This is a genomic window from Herminiimonas sp., assembly GCF_030655415.1.
The window spans coordinates 588241-612640 of sequence record NZ_JAURVN010000014.1; the positions used below are offsets into that span (position 1 = coordinate 588241).

23 protein-coding genes and 1 riboswitch are annotated in these 24400 nt (G+C 50.8%); of the genes, 4 read left to right on the forward strand and 19 right to left on the reverse strand.

Translation table 11 applies throughout. The features are described 5' to 3' along the window. Positions 1–63 precede the first annotated feature (63 nt). From rpoE to Q7T66_RS12055, 10 genes are all read right to left on the reverse strand, one after another. Positions 64–666 carry an RNA polymerase sigma factor RpoE gene (gene rpoE, locus Q7T66_RS12010; RefSeq protein ID WP_112991507.1) on the reverse strand — a complete coding sequence of 201 codons (603 nt, stop codon included), beginning with the start codon at positions 664–666 and terminating at the stop codon, positions 64–66. A gap of 96 nt (positions 667–762) precedes the next feature. Continuing rightward, positions 763–1263: a protein YgfX gene (locus tag Q7T66_RS12015; RefSeq protein ID WP_304933552.1), complete on the reverse strand. Its 501-nt coding sequence runs from the start codon at positions 1261–1263 to the stop codon at positions 763–765. A 54-nt stretch (positions 1264–1317) separates the two neighbouring features. Beyond that, a complete protein-coding gene (fabF, locus tag Q7T66_RS12020) occupies positions 1318–2559 on the reverse strand; it encodes a beta-ketoacyl-ACP synthase II (RefSeq protein WP_304933553.1) in 1242 nt (413 codons plus the stop codon). 29 nt (positions 2560–2588) lie between these two features. After that, positions 2589–2831: an acyl carrier protein gene (gene acpP / locus Q7T66_RS12025; protein WP_011871492.1), complete on the reverse strand. Its 243-nt coding sequence runs from the start codon at positions 2829–2831 to the stop codon at positions 2589–2591. A gap of 126 nt (positions 2832–2957) precedes the next feature. After that, complete coding sequence (fabG, locus tag Q7T66_RS12030; protein ID WP_304933554.1) at positions 2958–3704, reverse strand: 3-oxoacyl-ACP reductase FabG; 747 nt, start codon at positions 3702–3704, stop codon at positions 2958–2960. Beyond that, complete coding sequence (fabD, locus tag Q7T66_RS12035; RefSeq protein ID WP_304933555.1) at positions 3704–4636, reverse strand: ACP S-malonyltransferase; 933 nt, start codon at positions 4634–4636, stop codon at positions 3704–3706. The genes fabG and fabD overlap by 1 nt, the downstream gene beginning before the upstream one ends. Before the next feature lie 46 nt (positions 4637–4682). Beyond that, positions 4683–5669, reverse strand: coding sequence for a beta-ketoacyl-ACP synthase III (locus Q7T66_RS12040; RefSeq protein WP_304933556.1), 987 nt, complete (start codon positions 5667–5669; stop codon positions 4683–4685). Beyond that, entirely contained in the window at positions 5666–6757 is a 1092-nt protein-coding gene (gene plsX / locus Q7T66_RS12045; protein ID WP_304933557.1) for a phosphate acyltransferase PlsX, read from the reverse strand. Before plsX ends, Q7T66_RS12040 begins: the two co-directional genes overlap by 4 nt. A gap of 148 nt (positions 6758–6905) precedes the next feature. Further along, positions 6906–7088 carry a 50S ribosomal protein L32 gene (gene rpmF, locus Q7T66_RS12050; RefSeq protein WP_112991500.1) on the reverse strand — a complete coding sequence of 61 codons (183 nt, stop codon included), beginning with the start codon at positions 7086–7088 and terminating at the stop codon, positions 6906–6908. 122 nt (positions 7089–7210) lie between these two features. After that, on the reverse strand, positions 7211–7708 hold the full coding sequence (locus tag Q7T66_RS12055) for a DUF177 domain-containing protein (protein ID WP_304933558.1): 498 nt from the start codon (positions 7706–7708) through the stop codon (positions 7211–7213). Positions 7709–7814: 106 nt separating this feature from the next. On the opposite strand from Q7T66_RS12055, the gene Q7T66_RS12060 reads away from it, so the two are divergent. Then, a complete protein-coding gene (locus tag Q7T66_RS12060; protein WP_304933559.1) occupies positions 7815–8429 on the forward strand; it encodes a Maf-like protein in 615 nt (204 codons plus the stop codon). Between the two features lie 65 nt (positions 8430–8494). Then, positions 8495–9247: an SAM-dependent methyltransferase gene (locus Q7T66_RS12065; protein WP_304933560.1), complete on the forward strand. Its 753-nt coding sequence runs from the start codon at positions 8495–8497 to the stop codon at positions 9245–9247. Between the two features lie 283 nt (positions 9248–9530). Here Q7T66_RS12065 and Q7T66_RS12070 read toward each other — a convergent pair whose 3' ends face one another. From Q7T66_RS12070 to Q7T66_RS12085, 4 genes are all read right to left on the reverse strand, one after another. Further along, on the reverse strand, positions 9531–10544 hold the full coding sequence (locus Q7T66_RS12070) for a S49 family peptidase (RefSeq protein ID WP_304933768.1): 1014 nt from the start codon (positions 10542–10544) through the stop codon (positions 9531–9533). 31 nt (positions 10545–10575) lie between these two features. Next, the gene (locus Q7T66_RS12075; protein ID WP_304933561.1) at positions 10576–10947 is read right to left on the reverse strand and encodes a Rieske 2Fe-2S domain-containing protein; all 372 of its coding nucleotides are present in this window, start codon (positions 10945–10947) and stop codon (positions 10576–10578) included. A 3-nt stretch (positions 10948–10950) separates the two neighbouring features. Continuing rightward, complete coding sequence (locus tag Q7T66_RS12080) at positions 10951–11610, reverse strand: HAD-IA family hydrolase (protein ID WP_304933562.1); 660 nt, start codon at positions 11608–11610, stop codon at positions 10951–10953. 81 nt (positions 11611–11691) lie between these two features. Further along, positions 11692–12711 carry an RluA family pseudouridine synthase gene (locus tag Q7T66_RS12085; protein WP_304933563.1) on the reverse strand — a complete coding sequence of 340 codons (1020 nt, stop codon included), beginning with the start codon at positions 12709–12711 and terminating at the stop codon, positions 11692–11694. 702 nt (positions 12712–13413) lie between these two features. Between Q7T66_RS12085 and Q7T66_RS12090 the strand changes: the two genes are divergently transcribed. After that, the gene (locus Q7T66_RS12090) at positions 13414–16302 is read left to right on the forward strand and encodes an Rne/Rng family ribonuclease (RefSeq protein WP_304933564.1); all 2889 of its coding nucleotides are present in this window, start codon (positions 13414–13416) and stop codon (positions 16300–16302) included. Between the two features lie 142 nt (positions 16303–16444). Here Q7T66_RS12090 and Q7T66_RS12095 read toward each other — a convergent pair whose 3' ends face one another. The 3 genes from Q7T66_RS12095 to Q7T66_RS12105 form a co-directional block, all read right to left on the reverse strand. Beyond that, entirely contained in the window at positions 16445–16948 is a 504-nt protein-coding gene (locus tag Q7T66_RS12095; protein ID WP_304933565.1) for a 6,7-dimethyl-8-ribityllumazine synthase, read from the reverse strand. A 99-nt stretch (positions 16949–17047) separates the two neighbouring features. Further along, a riboswitch (FMN riboswitch) is annotated at positions 17048–17232 on the reverse strand. A gap of 96 nt (positions 17233–17328) precedes the next feature. Further along, complete coding sequence (gene rmuC, locus Q7T66_RS12100; protein WP_304933566.1) at positions 17329–18798, reverse strand: DNA recombination protein RmuC; 1470 nt, start codon at positions 18796–18798, stop codon at positions 17329–17331. Positions 18799–18881: 83 nt separating this feature from the next. Beyond that, positions 18882–19283 (reverse strand): group II truncated hemoglobin, encoded by a 402-nt coding sequence (locus Q7T66_RS12105; RefSeq protein ID WP_304933567.1) that lies wholly within the window; start codon positions 19281–19283, stop codon positions 18882–18884. Positions 19284–19506: 223 nt separating this feature from the next. Between Q7T66_RS12105 and Q7T66_RS12110 the strand changes: the two genes are divergently transcribed. Continuing rightward, positions 19507–20484 (forward strand): YdiY family protein, encoded by a 978-nt coding sequence (locus Q7T66_RS12110; protein ID WP_304933568.1) that lies wholly within the window; start codon positions 19507–19509, stop codon positions 20482–20484. 66 nt (positions 20485–20550) lie between these two features. On the opposite strand, the gene Q7T66_RS12115 is transcribed toward Q7T66_RS12110, so the two are convergent. Together Q7T66_RS12115 and Q7T66_RS12120 are read right to left on the reverse strand one after the other, a co-directional pair. After that, entirely contained in the window at positions 20551–23052 is a 2502-nt protein-coding gene (locus Q7T66_RS12115; protein ID WP_304933569.1) for an ABC transporter permease, read from the reverse strand. A gap of 193 nt (positions 23053–23245) precedes the next feature. Then, positions 23246–24259, reverse strand: coding sequence for an adenosine deaminase (locus Q7T66_RS12120; RefSeq protein WP_304933570.1), 1014 nt, complete (start codon positions 24257–24259; stop codon positions 23246–23248). Positions 24260–24400 lie beyond the last annotated feature (141 nt).

Below are 24400 nucleotides of genomic sequence, written 5' to 3' on the forward strand. Positions count from 1 at the left end.
TACCTCGAAAAAATTAAGGCTTACCCCTATATTTGCAGCAAAAATTACTTCTTTATTTATTTTTCACCAACGTTTATCGAGTGCCGTATCCAACAGCGGCCTTAATTTTTCTGAGATAGCCTCGCGCGCCCGGAATATCCGGCTACGCACGGTACCGATAGGACAACCCATCGATTCAGCAATCTCGTCGTAACTCAACCCTTCGATCTCTCGTAATGTAATCGCCATTCTTAACTCTTCCGGCAACTCGTCCATCGCGGTATTCAAAGTCTGTGCGATTTGCTTGGTTGCCAACAGCGATTCTGGTGTGTTGATATCTCTTAGGCGGTCTCCGTCGTCAAAAGTTTCTGCTTCTTCGACATCTGCTTCAGTTGATGTCGGTGCACGACGACCTTGCGTGACCAAATAATTCTTTGCGGTGTTGATTCCGATGCGATAAAGCCAAGTGTAAAACGCCGAATCGCCGCGAAATTGCGGCAATGCACGATACGCCTTGATGAATGCTTCCTGCACCACGTCCTCGGCCTCAGCCTGGTCGCGAACAAGCCGCGACACAAGTCGCATCAACTTCCGTTGGTATTTGATCACTAGCAGCTCGAAAGCTTTTTTGTCGCCACGTTGTACACGCTCGACAAGTAGCTGATCAATTTCGCGTTCTGTCGTCAATCCCCATTCCCTTGTTATTTTGCAACACGCACGCGGTTCGCACTATTGACTAGGCGAAACATGATTGGTTCAAAAATTCCAAAATTAATTCTTGGCTTAATGCCTAATATTGGACTCAATTGCATCTGCATGGCGTAATACGATCCAGCGACAGGCTACCAATAAAGCTCTGAAGCTTTCCGTGGAAACCGTATCCGGCAAAATCGTCACGACCGTAATTTGCTGCCGTTCATTCTGCAAATGCAAGAGTAGCAAACCTGACCATATTGTCGATATCGGCAACAGATGAACGAGTTCGCCCTCTGCTGCACCATCAACAATACCGTGTTCATTTCTTTGCTCGGCAGCCAAACGAATCTGACCGGTACCCGAGATGTGAATTACATATTTCGTCTTGCTCGATCTTGCGCGTAAAAATGCGGCAATCGCCAAACTCGCACATATCGCTGCCAAAAAAATTCTTGCGAGCAGTGATAAATTTCCAATAAAACCAGTCGCGACAAGTGCGGCAATACCTAACAAAATCACACTCATCCCGCCAACCAGTGACAGCAAGATTCTGGACGGTTGAATCACGGCAGAGACCGCGATAGACATGAGGGAGTATGAAGTAAAAAATCCGGTCAGCCTGTTAAGGTGACCGGATTTTTATCAGGCTTTACCAAAAACCAGGGTACCGTTTGTACCGCCAAAACCGAAGTTATTCTTCATGGCGTACTGAATCGGCATCTCGCGCGCCGTGTTGGCGCAGTAATCGAGATCGCATTCCGGATCCTGATTAAAGATATTGATCGTTGGTGGCGAAACTTGATGATGTAGCGCCAGAACGGTGAATACCGATTCCAGACCACCCGCACCGCCAAGCAAATGACCGGTCATCGACTTGGTCGAATTCACAGTCAATTTTTTAGCATGTGCGCCAAATGCGGCTTTCACTGCATCTGTTTCATTTTTATCGCCCAACGGAGTCGATGTGCCATGCGCATTCAGGTATTGCACTTGATCGGCGGAGATTTCTGCGCTCTTCAATGCGTTCACCATACTGCGGCGTGGACCATCCATATTTGGAGCGGTGATGTGGTACGCATCGCCGCTCATGCCGAAGCCAAGCAACTCTGCATAAATTTTCGCACCACGTGCTTTTGCATGCTCATACTCTTCCAGCACCATGACGCCGGCGCCTTCACCAAGTACGAAACCATCGCGATCCTTGTCCCAAGGACGAGAAGCAGTCGCTGGATCATCATTACGCGAAGACAGCGCACGAGCCGATGCAAAACCGCCCAAGCCTAATGGCGAAATAGTCGATTCTGCACCACCTGCAATCATGACATCGGCATCACCGTATTCAATCATGCGACCGGCAGCGCCTATCGAATGCAAACCGGTAGTACATGCAGTAACTATTGCCAGATTCGGCCCTTTCAGACCGTAGGTGATCGACAGATGACCTGAAATCATGTTGATGATCGAAGCCGGCACAAAGAACGGGCTGATGCGGCGCGGGCCGCGATTAACCAATTCAGCGTGCGTGTTCTCGATCAGCGGCAAACCGCCTATGCCCGAACCGACGATAACGCCGATACGCTCGGCATTTTCTTCAGTGACGACCAATCCGCAATCTTGCCATGCTTGCATGCCCGCTGCCACGCCGTAGTGGATAAAGGTATCCATGTGACGCGCTTCTTTACCAGGAATGTAATCCTCGATATTGAAGTTTTTTACTTCTCCAGCAAAGTGCGTGCTGAAGGGGCTCGCATCAAACTTGGTAATGGTTGCTATGCCGGATTTACCAGCAAGAACGGCATTCCATGCATCAGCAACAGTGTTACCAACGGGAGAAACACAACCAAGACCAGTGACGACGACACGACGGTTACTAGAGCGGCTCAAGCAATTCTCCTGGAGTCGTTCAACAAAACTTAAGCTGCTTTGACGTGTGCCTTGGCGTAATCAATCGCCTGCTGCACAGTAGTGATTTTCTCAGCTTGTTCGTCAGGGATTTCCATTTCGAATTCGTCTTCGAGTGCCATCACGAGTTCAACTGTGTCCAGCGAATCAGCGCCCAGATCGTCAACGAACGACGATTCGATTTTGATGTCTGCTTCGGCGACGCCCAGTTGTTCAGCGACGATTTTCTTAACGCGTTGTTCGATATCCGACATGTTTTAACTCCAATGAGTGGTTACAGAAAGTGCGCGCATTTTAGCAGATTTGCGCACCGAAAATTCACTTTTAGCTTTTGTAATCAAGAAACTTGAAACTTCCGCTAAAAATACCTAATTACAACTTTAACTCATGTACATACCGCCGTTGACATGCAAGGTGGTTCCAGTAATGTAACTCGCCTGTGGCGATGCGAGGAAGCTGACCGCTGACGCGATATCTTCCGGCACACCCAAACGGCCCAAGGGAACCTGTTGCAGCAAGGCAGTAATTTGTTGCTCGCTCAGCGTCTTCGTCATATCGGTATCGATAAAACCAGGCGCCACGCAATTAACAGTAATGTTACGGCTACCAATTTCACGTGCCAGCGCACGGCTCATGCCGGCGACACCTGCTTTGGCAGCAGCATAGTTCATTTGTCCGGCATTGCCAGTAGAGCCGACAACCGACGTAATGTTAATGATGCGACCGTGTTTGGCCTTCATCATCCCGCGCAAAACAGCGCGCGACAAACGCGCTACGGATGTCAGATTGGTAGCAATGACGCTGTCCCATTCTTCATCCTTCATGCGCATCGCCAATTGATCTTGCGTAATGCCGGCATTGTTGACGAGGATGGTGACAGCAACACCGAATTCTTTTTGGATTTCATCGATCAGAGCGATAGCGCGCGCGGCGTCATTGACGTCCAGCACGACACCTTTGCCACCATCAGCCAAATATTCAGAAATCGCCGCAGCGCCGGCTTCCGACGTTGCGGTACCGATTACTTTAGCGCCCTGCTTTGCCAATGAAACTGCAATTGCACGTCCGATGCCGCGCGATGCGCCGGTTACCAGGGCCACTTGGCCCGTCAAATCAACTGTAGTCATTATTTCAAAAGCTCCAAGACAGCGTCCAGCGACGCTTGATCGACAATCGCGTGACCCGTGAGTTCGCCATTGATACGTTTAGTCAAACCGGCCAATACTTTGCCAGGACCGCATTCAACCACATCCGTCACGCCTTCGGCAGCCATTTTTTGTACGGACTCAACCCAACGAACCGGGTTCGCAGCCTGACGCACCAGCGCATCCTTGATGCCATCTACATCGCTGACAATCGCGACGTCGACGTTATTGATCAATGGAATTTGCGGCGCACTGAAAGTCACTCCAGCCAAATATTCACGCAGGCGATCTGACGCAGGTTTCAACAAAGAAGAATGGAAAGGTGCAGAGACTGCCAGCACCAATGCGCGCTTGGCGCCCTTGGCTTTAGCCAGTTCGCAAGCACGTTCAATGGCGGCCTTGTTCCCAGCGATCACGACTTGCGCCGGCGCATTGAAATTAACCGCTTCGACTACATCGCCTTGCGCCGCTTCTGCACATACTGCAAGCACATCCGCATCAGACAAACCGAGAATCGCTGCCATCCCGCCTTGGCCAACCGGAACCGCTTCCTGCATTGCTTTCGCGCGAAAACGTACCAGCGGTACGGCATCTTTGAATTGAATAACACCGGCAGCTACCAGCGCTGAATATTCGCCCAGACTATGACCCGCGACCAGCGTTGGAATTTTGCCGCCAGCAGCAATCCATGCGCGATACATCGCAACTGCTGCTGTCAACATCACAGGCTGGGTATTGGTGGTTAGATCGAGTTCTTCTTTAGGACCATCTGCAATCAGCTTGGCCAGATCGAACTGCAATGCGTCCGATGCCTCTGCCAACGTTTGTTGCACCACGACGTTGTCGGCAAAGCCGTTCAACATACCGATCGCTTGCGAACCTTGTCCCGGAAAAACGAATGCGAATTTGCTCATGTTATTTTTTAATTTGAATGATCAACTGATTTGCGTGTGTGCGGAATTACATGCGTGCCAGCACGGCACCCCAGGTAAAGCCGCCGCCTACGCCTTCCATCATGACGTTCTGACCCGGCTTGATGCGGCCATCGCGTACGCCGACGTCCAGCGCCAGTGGAATTGATGCAGCGGATGTATTGCCATGCTGATCAACTGTCACGATCATTTTATCCATGCTGAGGCCAAGCTTTTTCGCGGTGCCTTGCATGATGCGGATATTCGCTTGGTGCGGGACGATCCAGTCAATTTCGGATGCGTCCATATTTGCAATTTGCAAAGCCTCGGTGGCAACTTTATCCAATAATCCGATCGCCAGCTTGAAGACCGCTGGACCATCCATATACATGAAAGCGCTGCCTTCAAGTACACCATTGCTGATTCTGCCAGGCCCGCAAAGAATATCGCCATAACTACCGTCTGCATGCAGCGCGGTCGCCAGCACGCCAGGTTCTTCAGACGCAGTCATAACGACCGCACCAGAACCGTCTCCAAACAAGACGCAGGTCGTTCTTTCTTTGAAATCGATAATGCGCGAAAACACCTCAGCGCCGATCACCAAAACATTTTTGTGCGAGCCCGACTTGATGAATTTATCAGCTGTCGCCATCGCATATACGAAGCCACTACAGACTGCCTGCACATCGACGGCGGCACATCCATTCGTGATGCCCAATTTGCGCTGCACTACACATGCGGTACTTGGGAAGCCACCGAAAAAATCAGGCGTCGAGGTCGCTACAATAATCAGGTCGATATCGTTAACCGCCACTTGCGCCATGTCCAACGCACGCTTTGCAGACTCAACCGCCAGATCGCTGGACTGCATATCTGCATCGGCGTAATGGCGCGCGGAAATTCCGCTGCGAGAAACAATCCACTCATCGGATGTTTCGATGCCATCAAGAGCGAGCCGCTCTATTAAATCCTGATTCGTGACACGATTAGGCGGCAGAAAGCTGCCCGTACCGATAATTTTGCTATAGAGAGTCATGCGGTTTTCTGTTCTATTGTTTCTGTTGCAGTAACTGGATTTTCGGAGGGCGGCGTCAATGCCGATTGCGGCATCAGATCAGCGATTTTTGTCGAGATACGCGCCAGCACATCATATTTGGCTGCATCAAAAGCGCGTTTGATCGCCCATTGATAACCGTATGCATCCGCTCCACCGTGGCTTTTAAATACCAAACCGCGTAGTCCAAGCAGGCTGCCGCCATTGTAGCGGGAAGGATTCAAACGTTGTGAAATTGCTTTCAATGCCGGACGTGCAATCAGTGCGCCCAACATCGTCAGCGGAGTCCGCTTTAATTCGGTAGTCAAAACGCTTTTCACGAAACGCCCCAAGCCTTCCGACGCTTTCAAAGTCACGTTACCAACAAAGCCGTCGCAGACGACAATATCCGTTGTGCCTTTAAAGATATCGTTGCCTTCTACATTGCCGTAGAAATTCAAGGTGCCGCGTGCATGATCAGCGCGTAGCAATACAGCCGTCTGCTTGACGATGTCATTACCCTTGATATCTTCTTCGCCGACGTTCAACAAACCGACCGTTGGTTTCGGCTTGCCTTCCATCGCGGATACCAACGCAGAACCCATCAACGCAAATTGATGCAAATGCTGCGGCTCGCAATCGACGTTAGCGCCGAGATCGAGCATGTAGGTAGGACCGTCTTTTTGATTGGGGAGAATACTGCAGATCGCAGGTCTATCAACGCCAGGAATTGTCTTGAGCACGTAACGCGAAATCGCCATAAGCGCGCCAGTATTACCGGCTGACACGCATGCGTCGGCCTGCCCTTGCTTGACGAGATTGATGGCAACGCGCATAGAAGAATCCTTCTTGCGGCGCAATGCAACTTCCAGCGAATCGTCCATCGTCACAACTTCAGTCGCGTTAACGACCGACAGACGCGGATGCTCGCTTGCCTTGTGTTTTTTTAGTTCGGCCAAAAGCTGATCTTCCAGCCCGACTAAAATCAGCTCGGCGTCTGGCTCGCTTTCGACAAACGAAATGGCCGCGGGAATAGTAACTGCCGGGCCGTGATCGCCACCCATGCAGTCTATGGATATTTTTATTGTCATTGGTTTGACTCGTGCCTCACTCTAGCCACAATTATGGGCCAAACTTGGCTTGATTCAAAATGACGCACTGTGCTGTCTTGGCACATGAAAAAAACGGCGCAAAGTTTACACTCATCGCGCCGCTTTCTTCGCCTGAACGACAAACAAATTATTCGTCGTTTTTGGTTTTCAGTACTTTACGACCACGGTAAAAGCCGTTTGGGCTGATGTGGTGACGCAGATGCGTTTCACCCGTGGTTTGCTCAACGCTCAGTTGCGGAGCAACCAGGAAGTCGTGCGAACGATGCATACCGCGTTTCGACGGTGTCTTTTTATTTTGCTGAACAGCCATGATAACTCCTAAACCTTAAGTTCTAAAATTCTAACACATTCGGTTTGTAAACTCACCGCAAACCGACAATCTTTACTACACAATTACGAACCGCCCGCTCTTACAATAGCGACCGCAAAAATCTATTGCTTCAAGCCTTTAAGCACAGCGAAAGGCGAAGCTTTCTTTGTACCCATTAAATCATTCAGTGCTGCATTATCCGGACAGACATCATGCTTGGGAGCCAGCGGTATCGCCAGCAAAGCTTCATCTTCAATCAGCTCCATGATATTCATTGCCTTCGAAGCGACGATGACGTCAACCGTGTCATCTGCCAGCAAAGCGTCGATTTCATCTGCACGCTCATCGGTTTTGGCGAGAATCAATACAGACTCTGACTCAACCGCAAACTTCAATGGCGTCATGCAACGCTGGCACATCAACTCAATCGTGCCCGAAACTGACAATATCAATTGCGGATGATTCAGCGTATCTGCGCCGCCTTGCAAACTCCAATGCAAGGACGCCGATTTATTCACAGACTCGGCCGAAAGTCTTGCCATATCGGCGATAGAAACATCGCCTTCACGTCGCTCTTTAAGCCGACTGAACTCGAAGGCATCGATTACAAAAGCGCTCATAGGCTTAGCTGAACCCGGAAAACCTGCGATAATAACAGGCTTTCCCTTTATTCGTCAAAGCGTTAGAGCACTTTTATTGAGCGGTCATTCAAATAAACATCAAATAATGCCTACGCCAACCTCTCAACCAAGACTAATACTCGGTTCCAGCTCGATTTATCGCAAAGAGTTGCTATCCCGTCTACACCTTCCGTTTGACGTGATGGTGCCGAATATAGACGAAACACCTGCCGCTAATGAATCACCGGATGCAACCGCGTTAAGGCTAGCGCAAGAAAAAGCCACCGTGATCGGTTTAAAGAACCCAAACTCGCTGGTGATTGGCTCCGATCAAGTCGCGACACTGGACGGCGAACAAATCGGCAAGCCCGGCACACACGAAAACGCACTCAAACAATTGCAGAAAATGCGCGGCCGCAAAGTAGTCTTTCACACCGCCCTATGCCTGTTTGATTCGCGCGCCAATATTGCCGCGCCACAAATCCAGCTGGAAAACGTCCAGACTTTTGTGACCTTTCGCGATTTACCTGACGCCGAACTCGATGCTTATTTACGCATAGAACAACCATACGATTGCGCTGGCAGTGCAAAAAACGAAGGCCTGGGAATTGCCATTATCGGAAAAATTGAAAGCAGCGACCCAACTGCGTTAACCGGCCTGCCCTTGATCGCACTGACAACGATGTTGCGACGTGCGGGTCTGAGTTTTTTCGGCATCTAGCAAAATTCATCAAGAAGCTTTATTTCTCAGCCTAGCATTTATTCATATTTATATATAACCAGCATATGCCCGGCATTCTTTACCTCATTCCAAATACCCTAGGCCAGACCGAAGTTGATGGCGTCGATCCACTCGCGCATATTATTCCAACTGACGTTCAGTTACTGACGGCCAAACTCGATTACTTCATTGCAGAAAACGCCAAGACCACACGCGCTTTTCTCAAGCTGGTCGGCACACGCAATACGCTGGCCAAACCGATACAAGAAATCCAGATCGCGGAACTCAACGTCAATACCGATGCAAAGAATTTACCAGCATTGCTGGAACCAATTTTGGCTGGGCAAGACGCAGGTTTGATCTCTGAAGCAGGCGTACCGGCGGTTGCGGATCCGGGGGCTAATCTTGTGCGCTTGGCGCATGCGCAAGGTATTCAAGTCAAACCTTTAGTCGGCCCATCTTCTTTATTGCTTGCCGTCATGGCGAGCGGTCTGAGCGGACAAAATTTTGCGTTCAATGGTTATCTGCCCATTGATGCCGCAGCGCGCATCAGGCGTATCAAGCAACTTGAAGAACGTTCGCGCGCAGAAAAGCAAACGCAATTTTTTATCGAAACGCCCTATCGCAATGCGGGCATGCTGGAAACGCTGGCAGCGAATTGCAACGGCAATACATTGATCAGCGTCGCAACCGATTTGACTTTGCCATCCGAACAAATTCAAACCAAAACTGCAGCAAAATGGAAAGCCGAATGTTCATCAGGCAAAGCACCAGACTTTCACAAAAAACCGACTGTGTTTTTACTGCTCGCAGAGTAAGTAAAGAATAAGTACGGAATGAATATGTAAACGCAAAACGGCGGTGTTTCACCGCCGTTTTGCCTGCTTCCGTAGGAAGCATGAGGAGAGGTCAAAGGACCTACAGTTTGTACTGCGACACGTCACCAAAATGCGAGCGGTTACAACTTGTTAGTTGCAGACGTTGTTGCATTCACATCTTCAGATGTCGGTAACGCTTAACCAATATAGTCGAGCTCAATCAAATTACAAGCCGATTTTCAAATGAGAGAAAAAGATTTTTCTCTCATTTCAATAGAGCAAACTATTTAAGGCTAGGTGTCGCTTCCAGAGCGAAAGTCTTGACTGCCGATGCGCCCGCTGCTGCGCCAAATTTTCTCAGTACACGATCAGACAAACCTTCGCGTTGCGTGTAGTCAACGATGTTAGTTGACTTGAATTCTTCACGCGCTACGCTTTCGACTGTACCGAAGCCATCAGCCAAACCAAGCTCAACCGATTTTGCACCACTCCAGAAAAGACCAGAGAAAATTTCTGGTGATTCTTTCAAGCGTTTGCCGCGACCTTTGCGTACTACATCAATAAATTGTTGGTGAATTTCATCTAGCATGCCGAGCGCATACAGTTTTTGCTTTTCACTTTGCGGACTGAACGGATCCATGAAGCCTTTGTTTTCGCCTGCGGTCAACAAGCGACGTTCAACGCCGAGTTTTTCCATCGTTCCGGTAAAACCGAAACCATCCATCAACACGCCTATCGATCCTACGATGCTGGCTTTATTAACGTAAATACGATCGGCAGCCACCGCAATGTAATAGCCACCAGACGCACAAATCTCATTCACCACAACATACAAAGGCTTCTTCGGATATTGCTTGCGCAAGCGTGTGATTTCATCGTTGATGATGCCGGCTTGCACCGGGCTGCCACCAGGGCTGTTGATCTGCAAAATAAGGCCGACCGAGCCAGGATCTGCATATGCTTTGGTCAATGCAGAAATCACTGTTTCAGCATCGCCAGCACCCTTGGCTTCGATGGTGCCGTCAATCTTGATCAACGCTGTATGCGGACCTACGTTTTCCATGTCGCTAACACTAGGGCCGAAGCTGGTCCACAACGCGAATGCGATCAATGACAAAGTAACGAACTTGAAGAAAATTCCCCAGCGGCGACGTGCACGCTGTTCCTTGATGGTTGCGAAGGCCAGTTTCTCCAGCACCTCACGCTCCCAACCCTCTTTTCTCGGCGCGGCTGCACTCGGCGTTACAGGCTGCTGCCATGATGGAGGTGGATTTGTTTGATCGTTATCGTTGCTCATATTTGTCATCACTGTTTTTTTTCGACGCTGCTTATGCTCGCGCCGGTCTTACATATTCGTCTGGCTGCCAGAATACCTGATTATCTTTTTCCGTGATTGCTATGCGTCGCAAACTGCGACCACGGCATGGGCCACCTTCGCAACGACCGGTTTCTGGTGCATAGACTGCACCGTGCGTCGCGCAAATCAGATACAAACCGCTGGACTCAAAGAAGTCGCCTTCATTCCAATCCAGCTCCATAGGCACATGTGCACAACGATTCAAATAACCTTGCACAAGGCCGTTGAACCTGACCACAAAACCTGTTGCATCTTCACTACCTGCTGTAACGGGAAATCGCACACCCTTGCCTCGCTCTTCCAGCGCACTTGCATCGCAAATTGGAATCAGCTCGGCGCTCAATTTTTATCCGTTTGCATCCAGCCATGCATGCAGTTCGGAAACCGAATTGGCAGCATACAGCGGACTTAAGGCCTGCAATTCTGACGGCGTATGCGCGCCGTAATTGACTGCAACGCCGGATGCACCGGCGTTTTGCGCCAGCAGCAAATCATGCGTGGTGTCGCCTATCATCACAGTGCGTTTCATGTCTTGCCCCAGTTCACGCGTCAGCTCTTGCAACATCGCAGGATGCGGCTTGGAAAATGTCTCGTCGGCGCAGCGCGTTGCATCGAACAGCGACAACAATTTAGACGCATCCAGCGCACGATTCAAACCAACGCGACTTTTACCGGTTGCAACGGCAAGAAAATATCCCTGTTGCGACAAATCATTCAGCATCTCGCGCACGCCGTCGAACAATACCAAACCACCATCTTGATTCAGGTAGTGATGGCGATAACGCTCAATCACACGCGGATAATATTTTGGATCGATGCCAGGCAGCGCGACTTCCATTGCATTTTGCAAGCTGAGACCAATGACATGCGACGCAGCCTTCTTGTCAGGTATCGGCAAACCAAGATCCTTGGCTGCTGCTTGTATACTGTTGACGATCACCGCGGTGCTGTCCATCAGGGTGCCATCCCAATCGAAAACGATGAGATCAAATTGCTTTCTTGCCATGTAGCCTGACAGCACGCGCTGCCAGCTCCTTTTCCAATATCTATGAGCCTTTAAAAGCTCGCGATTAAATTAGTTAACTAGTTAGTTCGATGTCTTTTTCAAACTTTTGAGAAAGCGCTCACACTCCGGCGGCAATGGCGCGTTTAGCGTCACCGGTTTGCCGCTCTCAGGGTGAATAAAAGTAATTTGGTGCGCGTGCAAAAACATGCGTTTTAATGCGACGCGCTCACCATCTGCTTTTTGCAAATCGCGATTCAATGCAAAATCACCGTACTTGTCGTCACCAGCGATTGCAAAACCACTAGAAGCAAGATGCACGCGAATCTGATGCGTGCGACCGGTTTTCAATTCCGCCTCCAGCAAGGCAAATTCGCCATAACGCTGAATCAGATTGAAAATCGTGTGCGACTCCATGCCATCGGCTTGAACGCGAACACGACGCTCGCCATCGGCCGTCGAATATTTATGCAAGGGCAATTTAATATGCTGACGCGCATTCTTCCAATCGCCACGCACTAAAACAAAATAACGTTTGTCCGGTTCACCGCCACGGATCTGCTCGTGCAAATTTGTCAACGCCGAACGTTTCTTGGCCAAGACCAACACGCCGGAAGTATCGCGGTCGAGTCTATGTACCAACTCAAGGAATTTCGCATCCGGACGCGCAGCACGCAATTGTTCGATCACGCCATAACTGACGCCCGAACCGCCATGCACGGCAACGCCGGCTGGTTTGTCGATCACCAGCAAGTGATTATCTTCTAGCAATATTTTGAATTCGGCGCCTGGAGCATTCGACGGAGCTTTTTCCGCAATCCGAATTGGCGGGATGCGAATAATATCGCCTTCGACCAAACGATAGGTTTGATCAATGCGACCTTTATTGACGCGCACTTCTCCCGAACGTAGCACTCGGTAGATATGACTTTTTGGCACGCCTTTGCAAATGCGTAGCAAATAGTTATCTATACGCTGACCGGCTTCTTCTTCGGAAATGGTAACAAGCTGAACTTGGACCGGAACTTGGGATTGGACCTGTGACGAGCGGGTGGGGGATGGCATTTCAGCCTGTTTCCCTGAAAATCTCGCTAAGTCCTTCATTTTGAATATATAATCGTTTCGCAATGGTCACAAACCATTGCTGGTGTAAGAATAAAAAGCACATTCTACACAGGGGCGTCTCCATCGGCCTCGCCAATTTGCAAATTCGATGGAAAAGATGTGTATGCACCGCCCCTGTGCGAGTCAAGGTTGCACCGTTGTTGTAATCGGATAACGCGCAAGGGTGTTGGTCAAGAATGTTTGGATCGTTAGGATAAAGTCCGGCAAGCTCGCCGTTTTAAAAGTGAGCTTGCTGGTTGATGTAGTTAAACTGTTTGCCGATTTTGCCTATGTTTTATATGGCTCAACCACTGTGTTCACCACCCGCGACTTTCGTTGCGCTCGATTTATTCGACGCGCACGATGCGGATCATGTGAGCGCTCGGCGTCCGTTTTCCTGCATCCGCGCCCCGTTGTGAATACAGCGCGTCTGCGCTAAGTATCACACACCAAGGCAATTTCCCTCCCCAAGCACTCCTGCCCCGCGTACATCCCTGTACTGTTGCTATAGATGGCGCATAGTGCCTTCAATGCAAGATAGAAACGCTCAGTGAGCCGCAATTCGCTGCGATTTTCCCCGATAGCCACGCTATCGCCGCAAATCGCTTCACGCCGGCCAGCAAGCAGCAATTTACTCTTGCATGTGATGTCACTATGTAAAGCTACGGCATTAAAACGGCCTTCGGGTCACGGAGCACTTACATGAAACGCATGTTATTTAATGCAACGCAGCAAGAAGAATTGCGCGTTGCGATTGTCGATGGACAAAAACTAATCGACATCGATATCGAAACAACCGGACGCGAACAGCGCAAGTCCAATATCTACAAGGGTGTTATCACCCGCATCGAACCCTCGCTCGAAGCTTGCTTCGTCAGCTACGGTGAAGATCGCCACGGTTTCCTCCCATTTAAAGAAGTCGCACGCACCTATTTCAAGGAAGGCGTCGATGTTCGCAGCGCATCCATCAAGGATGCATTGCGCGAAGGCCAGGAAATCATGGTCCAGGTCGAGAAGGAAGAACGCGGCAACAAAGGCGCGGCACTGACTTCATTTGTCTCGCTGGCTGGTCGTTACCTGGTCTTGATGCCTAACAATCCACGCGGCGGCGGTGTATCGCGTCGCGTCGAAGGTGAAGATCGCCAGGAACTGCGCGAAACAATGGACAAACTGGATCTGCCACAAGGCATGTCAGTTATTGCACGCACCGCCGGCATCGGCCGCAACGTCGATGAACTGCAATGGGATTTGAATTACCTGATGCAACTCTGGCGCGCGATTGAAGGCGCAGGCCAAACCAGCGCTGGAGCTTTCCTGATTTATCAGGAATCGTCACTGGTTATCCGCGCGATCCGCGATTACTTCCAACCGGACATCGGCGAAATCCTGATCGACACTGACGACATCTACGAACAAGCTCAGCAGTTCATGAGCCACGTCATGCCGGACATGGTCCATCGCGTTAAACGTTACAACGACGACGTACCGCTGTTCTCGCGTTTCCAGATCGAACATCAGATTGAAACGGCATATTCGCGTACCGTGCCGTTGCCATCCGGCGGCGCGATCGTGATCGATCACACCGAAGCGTTGGTTTCCGTCGACGTCAACTCGGCGCGTGCAACACGTGGTAGCGATATCGAAACCACCGCATTCCATACCAACTGTGAAGCCGCTGAAGAAGTAGCCCGCCAATTGCGCTTGCGCGATTTGGGCGGTCTGATCGTCATCGATTTCATCGATATGGAGAATTCGAAAAATCAGCGCGAAGTCGAAACCCGACTGAAAGACGCGCTGCACTATGATCGTGCTCGCGTTCAAATGGGCAAGATCTCGCGCTTCGGCTTGATGGAATTGTCGCGTCAGCGCCTGCGTCCATCCTTGTCCGAAGGCAGCCATGTAACCTGCCCACGTTGCAACGGCACTGGCCACATCCGCGATACAGAATCGTCCGCATTGCAAGTCCTGCGCATCATCCAGGAAGAAGCAATGAAAGAGAACTCGGCATCGATCCACGTGCAAGCGCCGGTCGATGTTGCAGCTTTCCTGCTGAATGAAAAACGCGGTGAAATCCTTAAGATCGAAACGCGTCATCGCGTCTCTGTCATCCTGATCCCGAACAAGCATTTGGAAACGCCGCACTACAAACTGGAACGTATCAAGCACGACGACCCACGTTTGGAAGAAACACAAGCCAGCTACGCGATGACCGAACAAGCGGACACCGACATCAGCTACGGCAAGCGTCAAAAAGAAGACGTCAAGCCTCGTCAGGAAGCGATGGTCAAAGGCATTACGCCTGATCAACCAGCGCCTATCGTCGAACGCAAAGTGGTCGAAGCTGTAAAAGCAGCACCTGCTGAAAAAGGCTTCTTCCAAAAACTGATGGCTTTCTTCGGCGCTGAGCCGGAACAAGCTAAAACGGCAGCAGTTCCTGCCACACCGGAAGAAAAGAATTCACGTAACCGCGAACGCGGCGAACGTAATTCCAACGGTCGCAATCAACGCAATCGCAGTCGTGGCGGCCGTGGTGGCCGTGATCGTGGCGAAGGCGAAGAAGCTACAGCCAAACCGGCAGCAGCAGCGAGCGAAACACAAACTGCACGTCCACCGCGCCCTCCTCGTGAGCCACGCGAGCCGCGTGAACCACGTGAAGGCAATGAAGCGCGCACCGAAGGTCGTCGTGAACGCACACCGCGTCCACCGCGTGAAGATCGCAACAAAGAAGTTGTTGCAGAAGATCCATCGTTGTTGCAAGTCGCGTCGGTTGCCAATGCTGCTCAGACCAGACATGCTCCCAAGGCAGCTATAGAATCGAGTGCTGAAACGGCAGTCGTACTGGATGAAAATGGCATTCCGGTCGAAGCAGTCGAAGGCGAAGAGCAACCTCGTCGTCGTCGTCGTCGTGGCGGTCGTAATCGTAATCGTCGCGATCGTGACAATACCGAAGGCGGTACTGAAAACGAAAGCAATGAAGATGGCGTAGACGCACTGCAAGAACAAAGCTTGCAAGACGAAGCAGCGCAAACACCAAACACTGCGCATATCACCGCAGCAGAAGTGGCAGCGACCATCGTCAATACGCCGAAGCATGAAACATTTGTTCGTATAGCTGAAATCAGTGAAGCAGTTGAAGCACCGGCCAGCGCCCTAACCTCCGCAATCGCTGCGCCAGTCGCGCCGCAAGAAGTGGCACGTCAGGTTGAGCCTAGCCCGGTTGTTGCTCCTGCGACTATAGCTCCAGAAGTTGTAGCGCCAGCGCTTGCTGTCACTGCTCCTATCCCGGTTCCAGAACCAGTAGTTGCCGCAGCACCTGTCGTTGAATCAACTCCGGTTGTTGAAGCGCCAGTGGTTCAAGCAGCGCCAGTTGCACCTGCACCAGCAGCACCAGCAGCACCAAGCAAAGTCGAAGACTTGAGCGAAGTATTGCGTAATGCCGGTTTGCAGCTTGCTGCTACCAACCCGGAGAAACTGCGTGCTGCGCAGGCAGAGGCGGCCAGTTATGTAGCACCGGTACGCGTGCCACGTGAACGCAAGCCATTGCCTCCGCAATCGTCTGAGCCATTGGTTCAGATGGAAACGAAGCGCTAAGACTCACTCATCCTGCCAACTCAGGATGAGCAGTCGCAAAAAAGGGAGCCTCGGCTCCCTTTTTTATTTTCCGACTTTTACATGTTTGTAATGCTGATGCACTTCTTGAAAACCTTGCCTAAGCGAGGTATCCAACAAGAACTTATGCAGCGATGCGATCCTGTGTAAGTGCGTCAATTTGTTGCAGACGTTTGATGGTATCTGCACATGCGTGCGCGGCTTCTTTTCCCTTGACCAAAAAGTGATCATAGAAAAAGCCTTGATGCTCATCGTGCGAATGGAAATGATGCGGTGTCAGCACAGCTGAAATGACAGGCACTTCGGTTTCCAGTTGAACTTGCATCAACCCGCTGATGACAGCCTGAGAAACAAATTCGTGGCGATACACACCACCGTCCACCACCAGCCCAGTACCGACGACTGCAGCATACCGGCCGCTCTTGGCGAGCAATTTGGCATGCAATGGAATTTCGAAGACGCCTGCAACTTCAAAGAAGTCGATCACATCTTCTGAGTAACCGCGCGTAGCCATTTCTGCCACGAATGCGATACGGCATTGATCGACGATTTCCTTGTGCCAGCTGGCTTGAATAAAAGCGATACGACGTGTTGCGGCTTTTGTTTTGATATCGATAGCGTGTTGCATGTAAAGCTCCTGTGTACAAATGAAAGTACAGGGCAATTTGAATATCAAGCGGGAATAGCAAACGCACGTGACCATAAAATGTCAGTGAGTAATGAGTCATCCCGTTCTCTATCATCCGGACTATGACCGTCGGCCTCGGGATCACACCGAGTCTGCTGACCTTGTAAAGCAAGCCGAAGAAATCGGCTGGAAGCATCAACAAGCGCTCGCGGGCTAAACACAAAATAGTAAAACTCTGCGTCATTACCGCCGGTGGGGAATTTCACCCCGCCCCGAGAACGTACTGATGAATTGATGTGTTGAAAATTCAGCGCATCACTTCATCAGTGAGACGTGAATTTATCATGATTTAAAAAACGTTGCTGGCGACGAACAAATTTCTACTCTTTGTCGTCCAGTAAATCGCCCAAAGGCAAATCCACGCCTAGCAGCTGTTGTGCGGCCTCGCTAGGCAATGCCTCTACCGACTTCAATTTGCGTGTCATCTGACGGCTTCTAGTCTCGGCCTGTTCGATGTTCTTGGCTGCGCGCTCCAGCGTTGCCTTGGTCGCTGCCAGCACATCGCCAAATTTGCCGAACTCGGTTTTGACGGCGCCCAAGACTTGCCAGACTTCTGACGAACGTTTTTCCAACGCCAGGGTGCGGAAGCCCATTTGCAGACTGTTCAATAGTGCCGACAAGGTTGATGGGCCGGCGATACTGACTCTATGCGTGCGTTGCAGATCGTCAGCCAAACCAGGCCGGCGCATGACCTCCGCATATAAACCTTCAGTCGGCAAAAAAAGAATCGCAAAATCAGTAGTCAATGGCGGCGACAGATATTTCTCGGCGATTTTTTTCGCCTCATTACGCACTACCGTTTCCAACTCACGTCCGGCCTGTAGCACACCATCTGCATCGGCACGATCTGCCGCATCGGCCAAGCGTTCGTATTGTTCCTTCGGAAACTTCGCATCGATAGGCATCCAGACTGGCGTATTACCATTGTCTGAACCCGGCAATTTGATAGCGAATTCCACACGGGCACCGCTACCCGGAATCGTTTCCACATTCTTCGCATACTGGTCTGGCGTCAGCACTTGTTCCAGCAACATCTCAAGCTGAACTTCACCCCAGGTACCGCGAGTTTTGACGTTGGTCAGCACGCGCTTCAAATCGCCAACGCCGATTGCCAGTTGCTGCATCTCGCCCAGACCCTGATGTACTTTTTCCAGTCGATCGGAAACCAGCTTGAATGATTCGCCCAGACGTTGTTCCAGCGTCGCATGCAATTTCTCATCGACGGTCTTGCGCATTTCTTCCAGACGAGCGCCGTTATCAGTTTGCAGATCCTTGATCTTCGCTTCCAGCGTAGCGCGCACTTCTGCCATGCGCTGCGCGTTGGATTCCGTCAGCGTCGTCAACGTCTGATTCAAGGTATCGCCGAAGCGCTTGAGCGCTGTTGCCTGTTCTTCCCTGCCGGTTTGTGCCTGCAGAGTAATCGCCTGACGCATGGCTTCCAGCTGCTGCGCATTTGCTTCATTCAACTTGGAAAGTTGCTGCGCGAATGAATCGATCTGATTGTTTTGCAGCGTCGCCACGCTCGTCAATTGCGTCGCCAGTGCCTGCTGGAACTGCATGAAATTACTACCCAATTCCTGACGCGTGGCTTGAGCGGTTGATTGCACCTGTTCGCGCAACTCTCGCTCGATACGCTCGCTACCTTGTTGCTGATAGCGTTGCAATTCGTTTTGCAAATTTGCGAGTTGCGGCGCGATATCCACCGCACGATTGCGCAGCATCGCGACGATCTGCAGCGCAACGATGACGACTGCGGCAAGTAGCAAAATAATGAAGTGCAGTTGTGTCATTGGCTGTGTTGGTCCGGGAATGAAATCCAATCGGGAATCTGCAAGAATGTTATATAAAATCGCGCTACATCTGCTTGAATCTATTAACCATGCGTGTTGCGCATCCAGTCGGCAGTTTCGGCAAAAGATTTTTGCAGATGTTCTTGTAGCGATGGAACGATGCCGACGTCGTTCATAGCCATTTCCATGCAACGCAACCATTGGTCACGTTCGTCAGTCGCAATCGCATACGGCAAATGGCGTGCGCGCAAGCGCGGATGACCAAAGCGTTCTACAAACAAATTTGGGCCGCCAGTCCAGCCGGACAAGAACCAGAACAGCTTGTCGCGCGAGCCGTCCAAGGTAGTCGGATGCATGGTGCGTATGCCGGCGAAGGCTGGCTCCAGATCCATCAAATCGTAGAAGCGGTCGACCAGCGCGCGTACGCCCGTTTCACCATCCAGAAGTTCGTACAAAGTGCGTTGTTGATTATCTTCAGTAGTCATAGCCTGCATGATAACGCATCGCACCTGTTTTTTACTGCTGCAGCGCCCCTCGCCTGACCTCTAATATCAGAGTTTTAGGTTGATCTGGGAACTCATAGCTAAAGCTCTGCTCTACAAAACAACGATCACCATTTGGAGCAGTACGATGTTATTGAGCAAGCACCTGAAAACCCGGCATAAAAAATCCCGCATTCCACTTCTAGTTTTATTTTCAGCAAGCAGTTTGCTTGCATCCACTTATGGACATGCAGCCGTCGTTACCCTCAACAATGGCGATCAAATTACCGGCGAACTGCATCAATTAAATGATGGCGTGTTGACCTTCAAGTCTGGCGTATTCGGCGAGGTAAAAATTCCATGGGGGAATGTCGCCAAACTGGTATCTGATGATGGTGTCCGCGTTCAACTGGACAACGGCGCAATGGTGACAGGAAAAGTAAGCGTTGATGAGAGCGGCAAAGTTGCGCTCGAACAAACAGATACACCTCAAACACAAACACTGGCCCGTCAGGACATCGCCGCATTAAATCCGCCAGTTGTCGATGATTCCACAAAATACTCGGGGAAATTTGATCTAGGCGGAGCCTTCAATCGCGGCAATTCACACGACGATCAATTGCATACCAACGGCGAATTTGTGGCACGCAATCCTGATGATCGATACACGATCAACTGGGAACTCAACGAAGCCACATCAGCCGGCATCGCAACCACATCGAATCGTCGCCTGTTAGGGCAGTACGACGTATTTCTCGATCCCAAAAACTACCTGTTTGTGAATGCAAAGGCAGAACGCGACGAACTGGCTGACCTTAATTTGCGTAGCGGCGCAGGTCTCGGTTATGGTCGACAACTTGTCGATACCGACGTGACCAAGTTATCCAGCGAAGTGAGCGTGAATTACATCAAGGAAGACTACAACGTCTCAGAAGATCGATCGTTTCCGACGCTAGGATTTGGTTTCAAGTACGAACAAAAATTCTGGGATAAGAAACTGGTCTACTTCAACAACTTCAATGCAGATGCCAATTTGAGCGATACCAGCGATCTACTGCTGCGCAATCGCATGGGCATACGCATACCCATCGCCGCCGGCCTCAATCTGAGCACGCAGTTCAATATCGACTACGACAATGAACCGGCAATTGACAAGAAAAAAATGGATACCGCGCTGATCTTCAGTGTCGGCTATGCATTCTGATTAGCCTCAACGAAATATCTCCGATTCAAACTCGGCAATTCATAAAGAATTGCCGGCTAAATAAAATCAGGCTTCACGCAGTGTTTGCAAAGGCGGTTGATTCAACACATTCCGCAGGCCAACCCAACCACCGATAAATGCACATGCGGCACCAACTGCAAAACCGGCAATCCAAACGACCGGACTGAATTTCCATTCGAAGTCAAAGACGAAATGGGCGAGCGACCAGCCGACTGCTGTCGCACCTGCAGCTGCCAACAAACCAGCGAGTCCACCTACCAAGGCAAACTCTATCCACTGCGATTGCGATAACTGTTTGCGTGTCGCGCCTAGCGCACGCAACAATCCCGCCTCACGTGTGCGTTGATCTTGCGAACTGGCGAGCGCAGCATACAAGACCAGCACACCCGATGCGAGTGTGAACATGAACAAGAATTCGACCGCAGTGACAACCTGATCGATCACATCCTGAATCTGTTTAACCACGCTACCGATATCGACCACGGTCAAGTTCGGATAATCGCGCGTTAATTGATTCTCGAAGGCGGTGTTGCCTTCTGGCAGATGGAAGGATGTGATCCACGACTGCGGCATGTCTTTCATCGCGGCTGGATTGATGATGACGAAGAAGTTTACCTTCATCGAGCCCCATTCCAGTTTGCGTAAACTGGTGATCGGCACTTCGACGGTTTCGCCGGCGATTTCGAATTTCAGTTTGTCGCCTATCTTCAGCTTGAGCGTTTCTGCCAAACCAGCCTCTACCGATGCTTCCGGCTTGCTGCCGTCGAACCAGCGACCTGCTGTGATTTCATTCGATGCGGGAATCTTGCTCATCGTCGACAGATTGAATTCTCTATCGACCAAACGCTTGGCTCTATCTTCGACAAAACTTTCGCCATTGATATCGACGTCATTAATCGCCAGCAAACGGCCACGTATCATCGGGAATAAATCAGCGTCGGCAATTTTGTTCTGCGCGAGGCGCGCTTCAAATTCAGCTTTTTGGTCCGGTTGAATATTGATGACAAAACGATTCGGCGCATTCGGCGGCGTCGCGCTACGCCACGCATCAACCAGATCACCGCGAATGACTGTCAACAGCAACAAGGCCATCAAGCCGAGTGCCAATGCGACGACTTGTACTATCGTCGCACCAGGACGCCGCTGCAAGGCTGTCACTGCAAAACGCCAGCTCGCGTTATTGATCGCACCGCGCAAGGATTGCAAGGACTTCAACGCCAACCAACCAATCAACGCAAAACCGGCAAGGCCGCCGACAAATCCTGCCGCCGTCAACAAACCAAGTTTGATATTTCCTGCCTGCCACAACAGCAGACCTATGAACGTTGCAAGACCTAGCGCATAGGTAGCTATCGTCATCGGTTGCGGCATATCCTGCTCGCGTCGAATCACACGGTTATGCGGCACATTGCGCAATTGCAGAATAGGCGGCAATGCGAAGCCAACCAATAGCAGCAAGCCGGTCGCAATGCCCTGCACCGCTGGCAAGATCGATGCTGCAGGCAAGTCATTCGTGATCAAGCGTCCCAACCATTCGATCAATACAAAATGCGCAGCAAAACCGACTGCTGCGCCAATTGCACTACCGATCAAACCCACCACGAAAAACTCAATTAAATACAGCGACGTCACCTGATTCTGTGTCATGCCCAGGCAACGCAACATTGCGCAGGCGTCGACGTGACGCAGCATGAAGCGACGTGCTGCCATTGCCACTGCGACTGCGGCCAACATCGCCGACAGCAAACCAACCAGCGACAAGAACTCTTCCGCGCGCTGCAAGGTTGCGCGCATTTGCGGCTGGCCTGATTCCAGCGACTCGGTACGTACGCCTTTAAGATTTTCTGTTTCGATTTTGTCTTGTACCCATTTATCGAACTTGTCGACCTCGACGGCCTTACCTGCGACCAGCAAGCGATAGGTAATGCGTGAGCTAGGCTGGATCAAACCAGTCGCCGCCACATCGCTGGCGGACAGCATCACGCGTGGTGCAAAGTTCATGAAGCCTGCGCCACGATCTGGTTCATTGGTGATCAACTTGGCGATGGTAAAAGTCTTGTCGCCCAGTTTGAGTGGATTGCCGACTGCGGTATTCAGGCTGGTCAAAATACCGGCATCCACCCATACCGTACCCGGCTCGGGGATGGTCTTTGCGGCAATGCCTTGGCCGTCGATCTGTGTCGCTACTCTGACATTGCCGCGCAAAGGATAGCCGGGAGTCACAGCCTTGATTGATGCCAGTTTAGAAACCGCTTGATCACCCTCGCCCACAATCGCCATGCTTGGAAAGACGACCGTTTCCGCCAGTTGCAAACCACGCTTTTCGGCTTCCGCTTTCCATGCAGGCGCGATCTTGTCATCTGTCCGTATCAACAGATCCGCACCGAGCATTTGATGTGCATCGCGATTCAAACCGGTACGCATGCGATCAACGAAGAAACTGACCGAGGACAGTGCCGCGACCGCCACTACCAACGCAACCAACAGGAAGCGCAACTCACCGGCGCGCCAATCGCGCTGCGTCATACGAAAAGATTGAACAAACATCAAGTCATTCGCTTTCTGGATATATCCGGCCTATCGCGCAATATGAAGAAAATTTGGCGCGACCAGCCAGACAACAATAAGGGGAAAAATTGTAATAGCGGATTTACGCTAACAAACCCGCATAAGACTAGCGTAAAAGCGCATGTGCCGCCGAGGCGGGAAGAATCGCAGCGCTCCTATGATTCAATCCGGCTCAATGCGCAAAGAAAGCATCGACTTGCGCCAGATACTTTTGCTTCAGATCGGCATCAATAAAAGCCGCGCTAAAACTGTTACGCGCCAGTTGCTGCGCATGATGTCGTTGCACAGGCAAGGCTTCGACAACGGCGACAAAATTGTCATTCATATAGCCGCCAAAATACGCCGGATCATCTGAATTGATCGTGATCACCAAACCCGCATCCAGCAAAGTCAGCAGATTATGTTGATCCATTTTTTCAAACACGCATAACTTGATATTCGACAAAGGACACACCGTCAGCGGCATGGCCTCACGCACCAAGCGCTGCATCAACACCGGATCTTCTATGCAGCGCACACCATGATCGACGCGTTCGACTTGCAATAAATCAAGCGCCGTTTCGATATACGCTGGTGGTCCCTCTTCGCCTGCGTGTGCGACTAGATGAAATCCCAATTCCTTGCAGCGAGCGAACAAGCGCGCAAACTTCTCCGGTGGATGGCCACGTTCCGAAGAATCCAATCCTATGCCAATGATGTGTTCGCGATAAGGCAAAGCTTGTTGCAAAGTGAGGAAAGCTTCTTCTTCCGATAAATGGCGCAAGAAGCACATGATCAAGCCGCCTGTCATGCCCCATTTTTTATACGCATCCTGCAGAGCACGCGCTATGCCGTTGACGACGACGCCAAATTCGACACCGCGCGCGGTGTGCGTTTGTGGATCGAAGAATAATTCTGTGTGTAAAACATTGTCGGCGTGAGCGCGCTCTAGATACGCCCAGGTCATGTCGTAGAAATCCTGCTCGGTCAGCAAGACGCTTGCACCGGCATAGTAAATATCAAGGAAGGATTGCAAATCGGTAAATGCGTAGGCCGCCCGCAAGGCCTCTATCGATGGATAGTTCAGCACGACGCCGTTTCGTTGCGCTAGTGCAAAGATCAACTCGGGTTCGAGTGAACCTTCGATATGAATATGCAACTCCGCCTTCGGCATATTTTTCACGACGTCTATCAGCGCATTATTCATATCATTTCCCTTGTTACTCCATGTGGTAAGCGGGCACATTATTTCATGTTACTGACCGGGAAGTACAAGGACAACATGGACATAAGCCAAGTGCAAATGCATAAAAACAGTAAATACCGGATAGTTAACATAAAGAAAACA

Bases quoted from the DNA above. Each gene is read 5' to 3' on its own strand.
- Q7T66_RS12070 (WP_304933768.1), bottom strand. From the start codon at position 10,544: ATGAGCAACGATAACGATCAAACAAATCCACCTCCATCATGGCAGCAG.
- Q7T66_RS12080 (WP_304933562.1), bottom strand. From the start codon at position 11,610: ATGGCAAGAAAGCAATTTGATCTCATCGTTTTCGATTGGGATGGCACC.
- rmuC (WP_304933566.1), bottom strand. From the start codon at position 18,798: ATGACACAACTGCACTTCATTATTTTGCTACTTGCCGCAGTCGTCATC.
- plsX (WP_304933557.1), bottom strand. From the start codon at position 6,757: ATGACAATAAAAATATCCATAGACTGCATGGGTGGCGATCACGGCCCG.
- Q7T66_RS12105 (WP_304933567.1), bottom strand. From the start codon at position 19,283: ATGACTACTGAAGATAATCAACAACGCACTTTGTACGAACTTCTGGAT.
- acpP (WP_011871492.1), bottom strand. From the start codon at position 2,831: ATGTCGGATATCGAACAACGCGTTAAGAAAATCGTCGCTGAACAACTG.
- Q7T66_RS12085 (WP_304933563.1), bottom strand. From the start codon at position 12,711: ATGAAGGACTTAGCGAGATTTTCAGGGAAACAGGCTGAAATGCCATCC.
- fabG (WP_304933554.1), bottom strand. From the start codon at position 3,704: ATGACTACAGTTGATTTGACGGGCCAAGTGGCCCTGGTAACCGGCGCA.
- Q7T66_RS12115 (WP_304933569.1), bottom strand. From the start codon at position 23,052: ATGTTTGTTCAATCTTTTCGTATGACGCAGCGCGATTGGCGCGCCGGT.
- fabD (WP_304933555.1), bottom strand. From the start codon at position 4,636: ATGAGCAAATTCGCATTCGTTTTTCCGGGACAAGGTTCGCAAGCGATC.
- rpmF (WP_112991500.1), bottom strand. From the start codon at position 7,088: ATGGCTGTTCAGCAAAATAAAAAGACACCGTCGAAACGCGGTATGCAT.
- Q7T66_RS12120 (WP_304933570.1), bottom strand. From the start codon at position 24,259: ATGAATAATGCGCTGATAGACGTCGTGAAAAATATGCCGAAGGCGGAG.
- Q7T66_RS12060 (WP_304933559.1), top strand. From the start codon at position 7,815: ATGCCTACGCCAACCTCTCAACCAAGACTAATACTCGGTTCCAGCTCG.
- Q7T66_RS12015 (WP_304933552.1), bottom strand. From the start codon at position 1,263: ATGTCTATCGCGGTCTCTGCCGTGATTCAACCGTCCAGAATCTTGCTG.
- Q7T66_RS12040 (WP_304933556.1), bottom strand. From the start codon at position 5,669: ATGACTCTCTATAGCAAAATTATCGGTACGGGCAGCTTTCTGCCGCCT.
- Q7T66_RS12095 (WP_304933565.1), bottom strand. From the start codon at position 16,948: ATGCAACACGCTATCGATATCAAAACAAAAGCCGCAACACGTCGTATC.
- Q7T66_RS12065 (WP_304933560.1), top strand. From the start codon at position 8,495: ATGCCCGGCATTCTTTACCTCATTCCAAATACCCTAGGCCAGACCGAA.
- Q7T66_RS12090 (WP_304933564.1), top strand. From the start codon at position 13,414: ATGAAACGCATGTTATTTAATGCAACGCAGCAAGAAGAATTGCGCGTT.
- Q7T66_RS12055 (WP_304933558.1), bottom strand. From the start codon at position 7,708: ATGAGCGCTTTTGTAATCGATGCCTTCGAGTTCAGTCGGCTTAAAGAG.